This window comes from Streptomyces platensis, from assembly GCF_008704855.1.
GTDB lineage: Bacteria > Actinomycetota > Actinomycetes > Streptomycetales > Streptomycetaceae > Streptomyces > Streptomyces platensis.
The window spans coordinates 808235-824477 of record NZ_CP023691.1 but is presented as its reverse complement, the minus strand read 5'-3'; the positions used below and the strand labels follow the sequence as shown (position 1 = coordinate 824477).

The 16243-nt window shown below is 71.4% G+C and carries 11 protein-coding genes; 7 read left to right on the top strand and 4 right to left on the bottom strand.

Going from position 1 to position 16243, the window contains the following annotated elements; translation table 11 throughout:
* Positions 1–49: 49 nt before the first annotated feature.
* The 4 genes from CP981_RS03560 to CP981_RS03545 all read left to right on the top strand — a co-directional run bounded on the left by CP981_RS03560 (position 50) and on the right by CP981_RS03545 (position 5560).
* On the top strand, positions 50–2509 hold the full coding sequence (locus tag CP981_RS03560; RefSeq protein ID WP_085923589.1) for a GcvT family protein: 2460 nt from the start codon (positions 50–52) through the stop codon (positions 2507–2509).
* Positions 2510–2573: 64 nt separating this feature from the next.
* Positions 2574–3734 carry an N-methyl-L-tryptophan oxidase gene (gene solA / locus CP981_RS03555; protein WP_085923588.1) on the top strand — a complete coding sequence of 387 codons (1161 nt, stop codon included), beginning with the start codon at positions 2574–2576 and terminating at the stop codon, positions 3732–3734.
* Between the two features lie 11 nt (positions 3735–3745).
* Positions 3746–4915: an aromatic ring-hydroxylating oxygenase subunit alpha gene (locus tag CP981_RS03550; RefSeq protein ID WP_085923587.1), complete on the top strand. Its 1170-nt coding sequence runs from the start codon at positions 3746–3748 to the stop codon at positions 4913–4915.
* 105 nt (positions 4916–5020) lie between these two features.
* Positions 5021–5560: a hypothetical protein gene (locus CP981_RS03545; protein WP_085923586.1), complete on the top strand. Its 540-nt coding sequence runs from the start codon at positions 5021–5023 to the stop codon at positions 5558–5560.
* 93 nt (positions 5561–5653) lie between these two features.
* Here the strand turns inward: CP981_RS03545 and sbnA are convergent, their stop codons facing one another.
* Genes sbnA through CP981_RS03525 form a run of 4 tightly spaced genes read right to left on the bottom strand, consistent with a single transcriptional unit; the run spans position 5654 to position 13951 of the window.
* On the bottom strand, positions 5654–6709 hold the full coding sequence (gene sbnA, locus CP981_RS03540) for a 2,3-diaminopropionate biosynthesis protein SbnA (RefSeq protein WP_085923585.1): 1056 nt from the start codon (positions 6707–6709) through the stop codon (positions 5654–5656).
* A gap of 57 nt (positions 6710–6766) precedes the next feature.
* On the bottom strand, positions 6767–7837 hold the full coding sequence (gene sbnB / locus CP981_RS03535) for a 2,3-diaminopropionate biosynthesis protein SbnB (RefSeq protein ID WP_085923584.1): 1071 nt from the start codon (positions 7835–7837) through the stop codon (positions 6767–6769).
* 3 nt (positions 7838–7840) lie between these two features.
* Positions 7841–11407 carry an amino acid adenylation domain-containing protein gene (locus CP981_RS03530; RefSeq protein WP_085923583.1) on the bottom strand — a complete coding sequence of 1189 codons (3567 nt, stop codon included), beginning with the start codon at positions 11405–11407 and terminating at the stop codon, positions 7841–7843.
* Between the two features lie 6 nt (positions 11408–11413).
* On the bottom strand, positions 11414–13951 hold the full coding sequence (locus CP981_RS03525; RefSeq protein ID WP_107429511.1) for a Pls/PosA family non-ribosomal peptide synthetase: 2538 nt from the start codon (positions 13949–13951) through the stop codon (positions 11414–11416).
* Positions 13952–14398: 447 nt separating this feature from the next.
* On the opposite strand from CP981_RS03525, the gene sigK reads away from it, so the two are divergent.
* The 3 genes from sigK (at position 14399) to CP981_RS03510 (ending at position 16217) form a co-directional block, all read left to right on the top strand.
* Positions 14399–14992, top strand: coding sequence for an ECF RNA polymerase sigma factor SigK (gene sigK, locus CP981_RS03520; RefSeq protein WP_085923649.1), 594 nt, complete (start codon positions 14399–14401; stop codon positions 14990–14992).
* The gene (locus tag CP981_RS03515; protein WP_085923582.1) at positions 14992–15282 is read left to right on the top strand and encodes a zf-HC2 domain-containing protein; all 291 of its coding nucleotides are present in this window, start codon (positions 14992–14994) and stop codon (positions 15280–15282) included. The genes sigK and CP981_RS03515 overlap by 1 nt, the downstream gene beginning before the upstream one ends.
* Before the next feature lie 143 nt (positions 15283–15425).
* A complete protein-coding gene (locus tag CP981_RS03510; protein ID WP_085923581.1) occupies positions 15426–16217 on the top strand; it encodes a FadR/GntR family transcriptional regulator in 792 nt (263 codons plus the stop codon).
* The last annotated feature ends 26 nt before the right edge of the window (positions 16218–16243 follow it).

Sequence of the window (16243 nt, the reverse complement as noted above, 5' to 3'; positions counted from 1 at the left end):
GGCGTCACACCCACCCCAGTGGACCACCCCGACCAGCAGGAGGAGGGACATGTCCCGTACGCCCGCCCCCAGTTCCCGTGTGGTTGTCATCGGTGCCGGCATCGTCGGCTGCTCCCTCGCCGATGAGCTGACCGCCCGCGGCTGGACCGATGTCACCGTCCTCGAACAGGGCCCGCTGCCGGCCCCCGGCGGCTCCACCTCGCACGCTCCCGGCCTGGTCTTCCAGACCGGCCCGTCCAAGACCCTGACCGAGTTCGCCGCCTACACCGTCCAGAAGTTCGGCTCCCTCGACGTCGACGGGCAGTCCTGCTTCCACCCGGTCGGCGGTCTGGAGATCGCCACCACCGAGGCCCGCTGGGCCGATCTGCACCGCAAGGCCGGACTCGCGGCGTCCTGGGGCGTCCGCGGTGAACTGATCGGCCCGCAGCAGTGCAAGCGCCTGTGGCCGATGCTGGACGAGACCACGCTCTACGGCGGATTCCACACCCCCGACGACGGGCTGGCCCGCGCCGTGCTCGCCTGCCGCGCCCAGATCGCCCGGGCCGAGCAGCGCGGCGCCCGCTTCCTGGACCGGCACACCGTCACCGGGATCGAGCGGGCGGACGGCCGGGTCACCGGCGTCACCACCGACCGCGGCACCTTCCCCGCCGACCATGTCGTCTCGGCCGCCGGCTTCTGGGGCCCGGTGATCGGCGCGATGGCCGGGGTGGACATACCGCTCCTCCCGCTGGCCCACCAGTACGCCACCACCGCACCGCTGCCCGAGCTCGCCGGCGTCAACGACCCACGGGACGAGGCGAGCAAGCCGATCCTGCGCTTCCAGGACCGTGACCTCTACTTCCGCGAACACACCGACCGGATCGGCATCGGCTCCTACGCCCACCGCCCGATGCCCGTCGACCCGTTCACCGTCGCCACCTTCGACGATTCCCCGGTCATGCCGTCCTCGCTGCCCTTCACCGCGGCGGACTTCGCGCCGAGCTGGCAGGACAGCGTCGGACTGCTGCCCGCACTGGGCGCCTCCCGGGTGGCCGAGGGCTTCAACGGCGTCTTCTCCTTCACCCCCGACGGTATGCCGGTCCTCGGCGAATCCCGCGAACTGCGCGGATTCTGGCTGGCCGAGGCGGTCTGGGTCACCCACTCCGCGGGCGTCGCCAAGGCCGTCGCCGAGTGGATGACGGACGGCCGGCCCGCCATCGACATCCATGAGTGCGACCTCTACCGCTTCGAGGACGCCCAGCGCTCGCCCGCCTACATCGCCGACCGCGGCGCCCAGAACTTCATCGAGGTCTACGACGTCATCCATCCGCTTCAGCCCATGGAACAGCCGCGGCCGCTGCGCACCAGCCCCTTCTACCCACGGCAGCAGGAGCTCGGCGCGTACTTCCTGGAGGGCGGCGGTTGGGAGCGCCCGCACTGGTACGAGGCCAACGCCCCGCTCGCCGAAGGGCTCCAGCTCCCCGAGCGCGACGCCTGGTCGGCCCGCTACTGGTCGCCGATCGCCGCCGCCGAGGCCCGCGCCACCCGGGAGAAGGTCGCCCTCTACGACATGACCCCGCTGCGCAGGCTGGAGGTCACCGGTCCCGGCGCCCTCGCCTTCCTCCAGCGGATGACCAGCAACAACCTCGCGAAGAAGCCCGGCGCGGTCACCTACACCCTGCTCCTGGACGAGACCGGCGGCATCCGCTCCGACCTCACCGTCGCCCGGCTCGCCCCGGACCGCTTCCAGGTCGGCGCCAACAGCGGAGCCGACCTCGACTGGCTGCTGCGGCATGCCCCCGATGAGGGAGTCCAGGTCCGCGACAGCACCTCCGGCACCTGCTGCGTCGGCGTCTGGGGCCCGCTCGCCCGCGCCCTGGTCCAGCCCCTGACCCGCGACGACTTCTCGCACCCGGCCTTCGGCTACTTCCGGGCCAAGCAGACCTACCTCGGCCATGTCCCGGTCACCGCCATGCGCCTCAGCTACGTCGGCGAACTGGGCTGGGAGCTGTACACCACCGCCGATATGGGCCTGCGCCTGTGGGACATGCTGTGGGAGGCGGGCCAGGAGCACGGGGTGATCGCCGCCGGGCGCAGCGCCTTCAACAGCCTCCGTCTGGAGAAGGGCTACCGCGCCTGGGGCCATGACATGACCACCGAACACGACCCCTACGAGGCGGGGGTCGGCTTCGCGGTCCGCCCCGCCAAGGGCGACTTCGTCGGCCGGGCGGCCCTGGAGGGCCGGAGCGAGGAGACCGCGTCCCGCCGGCTCACCTGCCTCACCCTCGACGACCCAGCGGCCGTCGTCCTCGGCAAGGAACCCGTCCTCGTGGACGGCACCCCGGCCGGCTATGTCACCTCCGCCGCCTACGGCTACACCCTCGGCCGCGGGATCGCCTACGCCTGGCTGCCGGCCGCGGCGGCGGTCCCCGGCACCGCCGTGCACATCGAGTACTTCGGCGAGAAGATCCCTGCCACCGTCGCCCAAGAGCCCCTCTTCGACCCGCAGATGGAGCGCATCCGCAGGTAGCCCCGGGGCCCGTCCGCGGTCACCGGTGATCCGCTCGCCCTCCGTACGCAGAAGGAGCAACCGCATGGCTCCCACCTACGACGTCATCGTTCTCGGTCTCGGCGGCATGGGCAGCGCCGCCGCCCACCATCTCGCCGCCCGGGGCGCCCGGGTCCTGGGCCTGGAGAAGTTCGGCCCGGTGCACAACCGCGGCTCCAGCCACGGCGGTTCGCGGATCACCCGCCAGTCCTACTTCGAGGACCCCGCGTATGTGCCGCTGCTGCTGCGCTCGTACGAGCTGTACGAGAAGCTGGAGCGGGACAGCGGCCGGGACATCGCCACCCTCTGCGGCGGGGTGATGCTCGGCCGCCCCGACAGCCGGACCGTCCGCGGCAGCCTGGAATCCGCCCGCCAGTGGGACCTCCCGCACGAGATGCTCGAACCCCGCGAGATCCGCCGCCGCTTCCCGACCCTGACCCCCGCCGCGGACGAGGTCGCGCTGTACGAGGAACGGGCCGGCCTGGTCCGGCCCGAGTACACCGTCGCCGCGCATGTCCAGCTCGCCGGCCAGGACGGCGCCGAGCTGCACTTCGAGGAGCCGGTCACCCGCTGGGAGGAGCTGCCCGGCGGCGCCGGGGTCCGCGTCCACACCCCCGAAAACACCTACACCGCCAGCCAGTTGGTGATCTGCCCCGGGGCCTGGGCGCCCCAGCTGCTCACCGACCTGGGCGTGCCGTTCACCATCGAGCGACAGGTCATGTACTGGTTCGCCCCGGCCGGCGGCACCGCGCCCTTCGTCCCTGACCAGCACCCGATCTACATCTGGGAGGACGCGCAGGGCGTGCAGATCTACGGCTTCCCGTCGATCGACGGCCCCGACGGCGGCGCCAAGGTCGCGTTCTTCCGCAAGGGCACCGTCTGCACCCCGGAGACCATCGAACGCACCGTGCACGACCACGAGGTACGCGCCATGGCCGACCAGCTCGCCCCGCGCATCCCCGCCCTCCCCGGCCGCTTCCTCAAGGCCGCCACCTGCATGTACTCCAACACCCCCGACGAACACTTCGTGATCACCCGGCACCCCGCGCACCCGGAGACGGTGACCGTCGCCTGCGGCTTCTCCGGTCACGGCTTCAAGTTCGTACCGGTGGTCGGCGAGATCGTCGCCGATCTCGCGCTGACCGGTGCCACCGCGCACCCCATCGAGCTGTTCGACCCCCGCCGGCCCGCCGCCGCGGCTGCTTGAGGAGAGCCACCATGACGACCACGCCCACCGAGTCCTCGCCGGCACCCACCACGCCCGCGACCGCTGCCGCCCCGAGCCTGATCGCCACCCTCGCCGGCCACCACTACACCGACCCCGGGATCTTCCGCCAGGAGCAGGAGAAGATCTTCGAACGGCTGTGGTTCTGCGCGGTCCGCAGCGCCGACCTGGAGAAGCCCGGCGCCTTCCGCACCGTCCGGATCGGCCGGGAGAGCGTACTGATCACCCGCAACCGCGCCGGTGCGCTGCGCGCCTTCCTCAACATCTGCCGGCACCGCGGCGCGCAGCTGTGCACCGAGGAGTCCGGCGAGGTCCGGCGCAACCTCCAGTGCCCCTACCACGCCTGGACCTACGACCTCGACGGCCGCCTGGTGGCCGCCCCCAACCTGCAGAAGATGCCGGACATCGACCGCACCGAACGGGGTCTGGTCACCGTGCCGCTCCGTGAGTGGCTCGGCTACGCCTGGGTGTGCCTGGCCGACGAGCCGCCGTCCTTCGAGGACACCGTGATCGGCGCGGCCGTCGAACGGCTGGGGGACACCGCCTCCCTCGACCGCTACCGCACCGAAGGACTCGCCCTCGGCGAGCGCCGCACCTATGACGTGCGCGCCAACTGGAAGCTCATCATCGAGAACTTCATGGAGTGCTACCACTGCGCCACCATCCACCCCGAACTCACCGAGGTGCTCCCGGAGTTCGCCGACGGCTTCGCCGCCCAGTACTACGTCGGGCACGGTGCGGCCTTCGCCGACGAGGCCACCGGATTCACCGTGGACGGCACCGACGGCTTCGGCCGGCTCCCCGGCATCGAGGACACCCAGGACCGCCGCTACTACGCGATCACCGTCCGCCCGCAGGTCTTCGTCAACCTCGTCCCGGACCATGTCATCGTCCACCGGATGTTCCCGATGGCCCCCGACCGCACCGTGGTCGAATGCGACTGGCTCTACCTGCCCGAGATCGTCGGCTCCGGCGCCGATGTCTCCAAGTCCGTCGAACTCTTCCACCGGGTCAACGCCCAGGACTTCGACGCCTGCGAGCGCACCCAGCCGGCCATGAGCTCCCGCGCCTACCGCGACGGCGGAGTGCTGGTGCCCAGCGAGCACCACATCGGCGCCTTCCACCAGTGGGTCACCGACTGCCTGGCGGGCGGGAGCGGCTGACCGGCTCACTGAGTTACCGTCAGTCCCCGCTGATGCTCGGCACACACACGAGCACGAACACCACCACGCACACAGCGCGGGACACGGGACAAGGGGGAGGGAGTCATGAACCTGTCGTTCGAGGAACCACCGGCGTACGACCTGGGGGCGGACGCGGACCTCGGCATGTGGCTGGCCGAATGGGGCGAGTATGCCGACCGGATCGTCCATCTCGGACCGGACGACGGCCGGGATCACGGGCAGCTGTGCTGGGACGTGCTGATGCCCACCGGCTTGCTCGCGCCGCACTGCCGGGAGTGCAAACACCCGCATGGCGGCCCGAAGGGCCCGAAGCAGATGGCGACCGCACTGCGCCGGCAGATCCCGCAACCCGAGGTGTCGCCCTGGCTCGCCGCCACGCTCATCCGCAGCCTCGTCTACCCGGGCGGCGGGGACGGCCCGATGCGCCCGGTGGCGGATGCCCTGGCCGACGGGCTGGTGGAGTTGCTCGGCCCGGACGCCCAGTGGCGTGCCAATGGCAACGCCGCGTACTGGGAGGGCAGCAGGGGCTCCTGGACGCCGGTCACCGAGGCCACGTTCGACGCGGCCGTGGTCGGCATCGGCGGTGGCCATGCCGTGGTCGTCGTCGCCGTCGGCGAGGACTGACCCGGTGACGACCTCGCCGCGCAGGGCCTGACGCGGCCGACCGCCCCGCCGGTTGCGGGGCGGCCGGCTCGGCGGCTCGGCCCGGCGCCGGCCTCAGGCGTCGTGGCGCCGCCGCCGGCGGCGTGGCGGTGCCTCCGGTGGCCCCGTCGGGGATGTGGGACCGAGCGGGGCGACATCGGCGCTGACGGGCGCTTCGGGGTCGAGGACGTGCTCGCCGTACAGATCCTGCACCCAGTTGTCGTGGTAGACGGTGTCCAGATAGCGCTCGCCGAGGTCCGGGGCGATGGCCACCGCCGTGCGGTCCTGTGCGTCGTGCAGGGTGAGCCAGTCCGTCGCGCCGCTGACCACGGTGCCGGTCGAGCCGCCGAACACGAAGCCGCGTTTGGCCAGCCGGTGGCAGGTGCGGATGGTGTCCGCCTCCTCGACCCGGACCACGTCGTCCACGTAGGACTCGTCGAGCAGCGGCGGCTGGACGCTCATGCCCAGGCCGGGGATCATCCGGTGCCCCGGAGTGCCGCCGAAGGTCACCGAGCCGACACTGTCCACGGCGACGATCCGCACCGGCCGGTGCCACTCCCGGAAGTAGCGGGCGCAGCCCATCAGGGTGCCGGTGGTGCCGGCGCCGACGAACAGCAGGTCCAGCCGCGGGAAAGCGCGGGCGATGGCCGGTGCCGTCCTGCGGTAGTGCGCCTTCCAGTTGCTCGGGTTGGTGTACTGGCTGAGCCACAGACAGCGGTCGTCGGCGGCGCACAGATTGCGGATGTACGCGAGCCGGGCGCCGAGGAAGCCGCCGTTGGACTCCTGGTCGGCGACCACATGCACCTGGCTGCCCAGAGCCTCCATCATCAGCCGGGTGGCCAAGTTGCAGCGGGAGTCCGTCACACACAGAAAGCGGTAGCCCTTGCTCGCCGCGATCATGCTGAGTGCCACGCCGAGGTTGCCGGATGAGGATTCGACCAGGACCGTCTCCGGACGCAGGTCACCGGCCCGTTCGGCGGACTCCACCATCTCGGTCGCGGCCTTCAGCTTGATCGAGCCGGCGAAGTTGAAGCCCTCGCACTTGAGGAAGAGGGAGTGTCCGAAGATCGACCGGAGGTCGACATAGAGCTCCTCCTCGTTGAACGCGTAGGGCGCTGATATGACTGGCACGTTGGTCTCCTCACCTGCGGCAGCACACCGTTGGACGGTCCGTCCGACCGTGGCCGCTCATCCGTACCGGCGCAGTTCGTGGAAGAAGCCGTCGACGACTCGCAGTTCCCCGGACCTGACCACCTCGTCGTAGACGTACTTGCCGACCGCGAGATCGAGCACCCCGAGGCCGAAAGGGGAGAAGACGGCGGTCCGGTCCGCGGGCACCGCGACCCGGCCGGCCAGCACGTCGTCCAGCGTGCCGTGCAGGAACTCCCGGTTGCCGGTGAGCTGTTCGGTCAGATGCGGGGAGGTGCCGGCGCGCAGACAGTGCTCGATGTCGTCGACGATATTGGTCGAGGTCAGCAGGATCTGCGGGGCGAGGTCGCGCAGCGACACATGCACCACCACCGGGTGGTGACCGAACCACGCGACCTCGTGGACATGGGGCTGCGGGGCGACCGTGGCGAAGACCAGCAGATCGCTGGAGCGGATCAGCTCCTCCGCACTGTGGTGCACGGTGACCCGCCCGGTGGTCCGGCACTGCTCCAGGTACAGGCGGAAGCCGGCCGCGCTCTCCGCGGACAGGTCGTGCACGCCGATCTCGTCGAACGACCAGCCGGTGCCTTCCAGGAACGTGTGGATGTAGCGGGCGATCAGACCCGCGCCGAAGAACCCGACCCGGGTCGGGCGGGGGCGCCCGCGGCTGAGCCGGTCGGCCGCCGACGCCGCCGATGCGGCGGTCCTGGTCGCGCTGATGATCGAGCTCTCCAGGCAGGCGAACGGGTAGCCGGTGTCATGGTCGTTGAGGATCAGTACGGCCGATGCCCGGGGGATGCCGGCGGCCACGTTCGGCGGGAAGCTGGAGATCCACTTCAGGCCGTCCACCCGGGTCTGCCCGCCGATGGAGGCGGGCAGCGCGATGATCCGGGACGTCGGGCGGTCGGGGAGGTGCAGGAAGGACGAGGGCGGGTTCACCGACTCTCCGGCACCGTGCAGCCGGTAGGTGGCCTCGACCACGTCCACGATCTCCTTCTCGCGTCCCTCCAGCGCCTGCTGGACCTGGGCACCGGAGAGCACCGCGAAGGACGGTGTGGGGGGCGGCCCGGGGGGTGTGGGCCGGGACGGGGTGGGACGGACGGTGGTCATGGGTCAGTTCACCTCAACGGTCGGCGCGCAGTCGGCCAGGCGTACGGGGTCGGCCAGGGCCACCACCACGTCCCGCGGCCCTTCGAATGGCTCCCGGCTGTGCGCGCTGCGGACGTTGTCGACGAGCAGCAGGTCACCGGCCTCCCACGGCCGGCGCGTGGTGTGGGCGTCGTAGACCTCGTTGAGCTGCTGGACGACGTCCTCGGTGAGAGGGTCGCCGTTTCCGTAGCGGGTGTTGAACGGCAGCCCGTCGGGGCCGTACTCGTCGATCAGGTACTCCCGCACTTCGGGCGCCATCGTCCACTCGTTGAGGAACGCGATCTGGTTGAACCAGCAGCGGCGGCCGCTGACGGGGTGGTGCAGCACCGCACTGCGGCGCTGGGTGGTGCGCAGACCGCCGTCGGGCTGCCAGGCGAAGTCGATGGCGTGGGCGCGGCAGTAGCGCTCGACGGCGTCCCGGTCCCCGGTGCCGAACGCCTGGTCCAGCGTGGCCCCGATCTCGGGGTGGTAGCTGCGGGTCAGCAGCCAGCCCTCCCGCTCGAACCGCTCGGTCAGGGCCGGAGGCAGCGCGTCCAGCACGGCCGCCGAGTCGGCCACCCCGGTGGACCCGCCGGTGGTGGGGGCGCCCAGGCACGCGAACAGCATCAGCCCGGGGAACTCCAGGGTGTAACTCAGCTCGTGGTGCATGCACATCGGCTGGTTCGGCGGCCATTTCGACGACGAGTAGACGCCCTCGGAGTAGGTCTGCCGGAGGGCGAACGCCTCCCGCTCGGTCAGCGGCGCGACGCCCAGGCCGTGGAGCACGGCGCCGACCCCGGCCGGATCGCGCATCCCCAGGCCCCGGATCAGCACCGCACCGTGCTCGGCGACGACCGCGCGCAGGGCGTCCCGTCGCTCGGCCGCCCAGTGCGCCGCGCTGTCGGTGGTCCCGACCCGCAGCATCGGAGGTGTGCCGGGTTCCCGTTCCAGTTCGGGCAGGGAGATCGAAAGTGACGACACCATGGTGGTTCTCCTCTCCGTGGCGGCTCGGGACGCAGCCGGCCGTGCGGTGTCGCACCGCACGGCCTGTGCGGCGTCGTTCGGGTGGGGCTGTGGTCGTCCGGCCCTGGCGTCGACCTGCCGGGCGAGGTCGGCGAGGACCGGATGCCGGGTGAGGGCCTTGACGGAGACCGCACGGCCCAGGCAGACCGCGAGGGCCACGGCGGACAGCGAAGTGCCGCCGCAGTCGAAGAAGTTGTCCTGCCGGCCGATCCGGTCCTGCGGTATGCCGAGCACCTCGGCCCAGGCCGCGGCCAGCCGCCGTTCCGTCGGCGTACGCGGTGCGAGGTAGTCGTCCTCGACCGTGTCGAGTCCGCCGGCGAGCGCCTCCAGCGCCTTCTTGTCGATCTTGCCGTTGGCGGTCAGTGGAAGACTCTCCCGCCAGAGGAAGACCGACGGAACCATGTACTCCGGCAGCAACTCGCCCAGCCGGCCCCGCAGGACATCGGCCTCCAGCGCGTGCCGGCCGGAGTAGAAGGCCACCAGGCGCTTGCCGTGCCCCGCCCGCTGGGTGACCACCACCGTGCCGTCACCGACTCCGGGGATCCGGAGCAGGGCGTTCTCGATCTCACCCATCTCGATACGGAAGCCACGGATCTTGACCTGGCTGTCCCGGCGGCCGAGGAACTCCAGCTTCCCGTCCGGGAGCCAGCGCCCGTGGTCACCGGCCCGGAAGAGCCGCCGCCCCGGATGGTGCGGATCCGGCACGAAGGCCAGCCGGGTGCGCTCGGGATCGTTGATGTACCCGCGGCCCACGCAGACCCCGGAGAAGACGATCTCGCCGGGGGCGCCGAGCGGCACCGGCGCCAGGTGTTCGTCCACGACGTACACCCGCACATTGCTGACGGGGCGTCCGAGCGGGACCCGCTCGGTGTCCGGCACCGCGTCCATCACCTCGTGGTGGGTGTCGTCCGAGGTCTCGGTCAGCCCGTAGGCGTTGACCAGCCGGATCCCGGGCCGGGCCGCGAACCAGCGCTGCACCAGCTCCTTCCTCAGCGCCTCCCCGGTGACCGACACACACCGCAGATCCGGCAGCGCGCCGGGCCGCTGCGCGAGGGCGGACAGTACGACATCGAGGTACGACGGGACCACTTGGAGCACCGTGGCCCGTCCGTCGCCCACCGTGTCGAGGAAACGTCCCACGTCCAGCACGGCCGCCTGCTCGACCAGCAGCGTCCGGCCGCCGACCAGCAGCGCCGAGAGCAGCTGCCACAGGGAGATGTCGAAGCACTGGGGCGCGGTCTGGGCGACCACCTGCCCCTCGTCGATCCCCAGGTCGTCGATCTTGGCGTAGAGGTGGTTGAGCATGCCCAGGTGCTCACACATCGCGCCCTTGGGCTCCCCGGTGGAGCCCGAGGTGAAGTAGATATACGCCAACTGGTCCGGGCCTACCCGGATCTCGGGGTCGCTGTCCGCGGGACTCGCTGCGCAGACGGCGTCGATGAAGAGGGTCCGGACCCCGGGCACCGAGGTGCGGGCCCGGTCGAGGCCGCCGGTGCTGCCGGGTTCGGTCAGCACCTGCCGGCACCCCGCGCGCGAGAGCATCAGCGCGATCCGGCCGGGCGGAAAGTGCGGCTCCACCGGCAGGTACACCCCGCCGGCCTTGAAGATCGCGATGACCGCGGCCAGCCACTCCAGGTTGCGTTCGGTGACCACCGCGACGACGTCCTCCCGGCCCAGCCCGCGGGCCAGCAGGGCGTGCGCCAACCGGTTGGCGCGGACGTTGAGTTCGCGGTACGTCCACCGCCGGCTCCCGTGTACGGCGGCGATGGCGTCCGGGTGCTCCCGCACCCGCTGCTGGAACAGCTCGTGGAACCGGCGGTCCGGCAGCGGCCTGCCCGGTCCGGCCAGTCCTTCGAGCTGGTACCGGAGTTCCTCGGCGGAGAGCAGGGACTGCCGCCGGTGCTCGGCGTCCGGATCGGCGGCGAGCAGCGTGAGCGCCGTGCGGTAGTAGCCGCCGATCCGGGCGGCGCAGTCCGCGTCGAGGACCTCGGTCCGGTACCGCAGTCGCAGCACCTCCCGGCCGTCGTGGCGTACGAGGGCGACCCACAGCACGGTGTCGCCGGCCGGGCCGCCGTCCGCACCGGGCAGGTCGAACACGGTCTCCGGGGGCTCCTCGGCCGGAGCCGGTTCCGGCCCGGATCCGGCGGCCGGGAAGCCCCGGCGCCGCAGCAGCTCCACCTCGGCCCGGTGGGTGTCCAGCAGGAGGGTCCGCCAGGAGCCGGCCGCGGTCGTCAGCCGGCACGGCAGCGGGGTGCCGCCCCGCTCGGCGAGGTAGCCGGTCGTGACCTCGTGGTCGCCGGACAAGACGGCGAGCACCTTGGCGTGCGCGGCCAGCAGTACGGAACTCAGCGGCATCCGCAGCCGGTCGGCCACCCGGCGCAGCGCGGCCTGCAGCTGCTCCGGGAGGGCCGTCAGGTGCTCGGCGGTGCCCGGAACCGGGACGCGGGTCCAGCGCGGAACCCTGGTGTACGCGCCGTCGGCCGGCCCACCGCGATCCCGGCGGGTGCGGGCCGTCATGGATGTGGTCATCGGCTCCTACCTCCAGCCCTCGCCGTTGTCCTGGCCGCTGGTCTGCCGGGCCGGATTGCCGCCCCAGTGCGCATCCGGCGGGACGGCCTCGCCCTTCATGAGGAACGAGTCGGGCGCGAGCACCGCGCCGTCCCCCAGGGCCACCCCGTAATGGACGAAGGCACCGACGCCGAGCGTGCAGCCCGCGCCGAGCGTGCTGCGGTCGGACTTGAAGGTGCCGTCCTCCTGCGAGTGGCACTGGACGACACTCCCCACGTTGAGGGTGCAGCCGTCCCCGATCGCGGCCAGGGTCCGCTCGGTCAGATAGCAGCCGTCGTCGAAAACCCTGCGGCCGATCCGGACGCCCAGCAGCCGCCAGATCAGGTTCTTGAACGGGGTGCCGTTGAAGAGCAGCAGATAGCTCTCCGAGGGCACCTTCCAGAAGCGTTCGCGCCGCCAGAAACGCGGATCGTAGATCGAGCAGAACAGCGGGCTCAGCGGATGGAACGCCGTCACGGCCCGTTCGACCAGCACGAAGTAGACGACACCGGACACCAGCACCAGGACGTTGCCCAGCGCGATCGCCAAGGCGCCGAGGGAGTCATAGAGCTCGGCGGCGACCGCCACGAGCAGGGTGGCCCAGAAGAAGTAGAGCCACCGCGTCAGGAGGTAGAGCCCCATGGTGGCGGCGTTGTGCCGGTTCTTGGCGGCGAGGTGGCGGCGCAGCTGCTCGCCGTTCTTCAGCTGGTCGAAGGTGCTGTCCCGCTGGACCGAGCGGGGAATCTCGAAGCTGGGCGAGCCGAGCAGCCCGACGCCCTCCCGGACCTCGCCGTCGACCGGGACCATCACCTTCGTCGCGAGCAGGCAGTTGTCGCCCGTCTTTCCCCGCGAGGGGTAGGCGATCCGGTTCCCGAGGAAATTGCGCGGTCCGATCGAGGTCCGGCAGACGCGGAAGGAGGTGTCCGAGAAGTCGGCGTTCATGACGGACAGACCGTCGGCGACCATCGTCCCGCTGCCGACGGAACTCAGGTACGGCGTCTCGTGCTTGACCTCGGTGCCGAAGTTCGACCCGGTCTGTTCGATCCGGGAGAGGTCATAGCCGAGGCCCCGCAGGTAGTGCACGATGGCGGAGCTGTCGCCGAACAGCCGCATCAGGAACTTCCGGTTGGTGGTGAGGGCGATCAGCCGGTGCACCCCGTAGTGGAAGCCGTACAGCGGATAGACCTTGCCCGGGGTGATGGTCCGGCTGAGCAGCCGGGGGACCGTGGCCTGGAAGAGCAGCCCGAGCGGCACGGCGGCGAAGAAGAGCAAGGACACCAGCAGGGCGTCCACGTAGAACGAACCGTCGGCCAGCGCCGTGGGGCCGGGTTCCAGGACCGCGCTGAGCTGCGGCGCCTCGGCCAGCAGGATGCCCACCCCGCCGACCGCCAGCGGCACGTACAGCAGCAGCACGGTCGCCAACTGGAGTGCGCTGTGCACCGTCCTGCGCAAGGCGCCGCAACGGGCCGGTCCCACCACGCGGTAGTCCACGTCGGTCCGCTGGGCCGGTGATCCGTGCCAGTGTTCGCCGTCCGGCACCACCTGCCCGCTGTGCAGCGACGAGGCATGGCCGAGCTGCGTCCCGTCACCCATGGCTGTCTCGATGTCGAGCACCGTGGCCTCGCTGATGACCACGTTCTTCCCGAGGACCACGGTGCCCGTCTGCAGCACACCGGCCTGCGCCCGGTAGCAGTTGAGGAACGCGTCCTTGCGGATGACGGTGCCGTCGCCGAGGGCCAGCAGATCGGTGCACACCGGCACATTGCGCGAGAAGACCGTGACGCCGCGTCCGATGCTCGCGCCCAGGGCCCGGAGATAGAGCGTGTAGAGCGGCGAACCGACGAACAGCACCAGCGGGTTCGCGCGGATCAGCGTCTTGACGACCCAGAAGCGGACGTACGGCAGGCTCCAGACGCGGAACTGCCGGGGCTTCCACCGGCCGATGAGGACCCACTTCACCAGGATCGGAAGCGCGCACAACAACAGCAGTCCGGCCGCGCCGCACAGCACCGACCGCAGATATCTGCCGAACATGCCGGATCCGGCGGCGATCCACGCATAACCCCAGGCGGTGGCGACCGCGATGAGAGAGGTGTACCCGAGGAACGTCAGCAGTTGCAGCGCTCCGCACAGCACGTACCGCGAGGTGCCCCTGACAGCGGGAGCCGGCGCCGACGGGGGAGTCGGTGCCGGGGGCGGGGTCTCGACCGGGAGAGCGGGTGGGGAGCCCGCCAACGCCGTGGCCAGCGCCCGGATCGTCGGATACCGGTAGATGTCCTTCATCGACACCGGCGGCAGATCGGCACGCTTCCTGACCCGCGCACAGAAATGTGCCATCACCAAGGAGTCGGCGCCCAGGTCGTCGAAGAAATGCCGGTCCACCGGCGCCCGCCCCGTACCCATGACCTCGGCCAGCGTGACGGCGAGGGCGGCCTCGACACCGGGGGTCGGACCGTCCGCGCCGCATTGTCCGGCCGGGGATTCCTCCGGATACGAGGTCAGTTCTTCGACCGGCTCTCCGACCATGGCGACCTCCCTGACAAGCGCCGACGACCGTTGTCCCGTTACCGGGTCCCGCAGGCGCTCGATTGGCGTCGCACGGGCAGTTCCTAATGTGTATTCGAGGCCCGTACGGGTGTGGATTGCGCCATATGCGCATTTTCTCCTGCGGGGATCTCCCCGTTCCCTTACGCAAGAGCTCCACAGCGGCGATGACCTGCTGCTTCGCGCCCCTTACCGGCCTGGTGCACGGGCGTCGTCCGCGTCTGGCACACGACGGCCCGCCGAGCGGCACGGTGCGCGGGCCAGGGCGCCCCCTCAGTCGAACGGGCCCCGACCGGCTGCGTTCCGCGTGAGGGAACGTCAGCCTGGGAGGGCGCGGCCGATACGGGGCAACGCGTCCCGGCGCGCTCCATCCCGGGGACCCGGGCCGCACCGGATTGACGAGGGGACGGTCGATACGTCGTGAGGCGCATTTCGCACACCGCACCCGAGGGGCCCCGGCCTCCGGAGCGGTCTGCCGCGGACCGTCTCGTGGACGAACTGCTCGTGCGCGTCGCCCTGGGTGACGAGCCCGCGTTCGTCGGCGTGTACGACGCCCTCGCGGTGCCCGTCATGGGCCTGGCCTACCGGATCCTGCGGGATGAGGCGCAGGCTGAAGAGGTGACTCAGGACGTGATGATCGAGGTGTGGCGGAAGGCCGACCGGTTCCGTCCCGAGCGCGGTGCCGCGAAGTCCTGGGTTCTGACGCTGGCCCACCGGCGGGCGGTGGAACGGGTGCGATCGGTGCGGGCCGGCGCGGAACGCGAGCGGAAGGCCGCGCAGCTGGCCCACCAGACCCCGTTCGACGAAGTGGTGGAGGCCGTCGAGGAGCGGGAGGAACGGGCGCAGGTCTACCGCTGTCTGGCCGGCCTCGGCAACTCCCAGCGCCTGCCGCTGGTCCTCGCCTACTACCAGGGCATGACCTACGCGGAGGTCGCCGAGGCCCTGTCCACCCCCGCGGGCACGGTCAAGACGAGGATGCGCACCGGCCTGCGGAGACTGCGCGTCTGTATGGGAGGCGACTGATGTCTGCTGCCGAAGATCCGCACGAGGCGGTCGGGGCGTATGTTCTGCATGCCCTGCCGCCCGAGGAGGCGGCGGCCTTCGCCACCCACCTGGCCGGCTGCGACGCCTGCACCCGGGAGGTCGCCGACCTGGAGGCCACCGTCGCGTGTCTGGCCGATGCGGAAGCGGTCACCCCGCCCGACGCACTGCGCCGCCGGGTCCTCGACCGGATCGCGACCACCGCCCAGGAGCAGCTGCTCCGCCGCGAGCCGACCCGGCGCGACGGGCCGCGGCTGGACCTGGAGGTCTGACCTGGGGGTCTGACCTGCCGTGACGGCCGTACGCACGGCCCTCGGCCGAGCTCTCCGCAGCGTCCGGCAGTGTGGTCCGACCACACGTCCTGTGTGACATAGTTTTTGCACGGGAGCATGAGGGCCGAGCCGGGGAGTTGGGGATGACCGCCGAATGGCGACCTGTGCGGCAGTCGCGCACGCATGAGCTCGTGCTGGAGCGCATCGAGGAGCGGGTGCTCGCCGGTGAACTCAAGGCCGGAGACCGTCTGCCGCCCGAACGCGAGCTGGCGCCGGTCCTGGGCGTCAGCCGGTCCGCGCTGCGCGAGGCGCTGCGGGTGCTGGAGACGATCGGGGTGCTGGTCGCCCAGCCCGGGCGCGGGCCGGACGCCGGGGCCCGGATCGTACGCAACCCGGACGATGCGCTGGGCCGGCTGCTGCGCCTGCACTTCGCCCTGGGCAGTTACCGGCTGCACGATGTGCTGGAGGCCCGGGTGGTCCTGGAGCGCTCCAGCTTCGAGGCGGCCGCGGAGCATGCCTCGGCGCAGGACCTCGACGAGGCGGAAGCGCTCCTGGACCGGATGCGCGAGCCCGGCGTGGGGGCCGCCGACTTCAACGACCTGGACACCCGGTTCCATGTCGCCATCGCGCGCAGCTCGGGTAACCAGCTGACCTCCACCCTCACCTCGGCCGTGCGGGAGTCGGTGCGTCCGCTGATCCTGCGGGCGCTGGAGACGGCGGAGGATTGGCCGGCCACGGCGGCGGCACTGAACGCCGAGCACACCGAGCTGCTGCGGCTGGTACGGGCCGGCAAGGGCGCCGAGGCCGCCGATCTGGCCGAGGTGCATATCCGCGGCTTCCACGGCCGGCTGGTCGACGAGAACGCCCCGACGGAGCAGGAGCAGGAGCGGGAGCGGGAGCAGGAGGAAGAGGGCCGGGCGGGCGCGGACCGCTAGGCCCGCCGCCGCCCTTCCCCACCCGC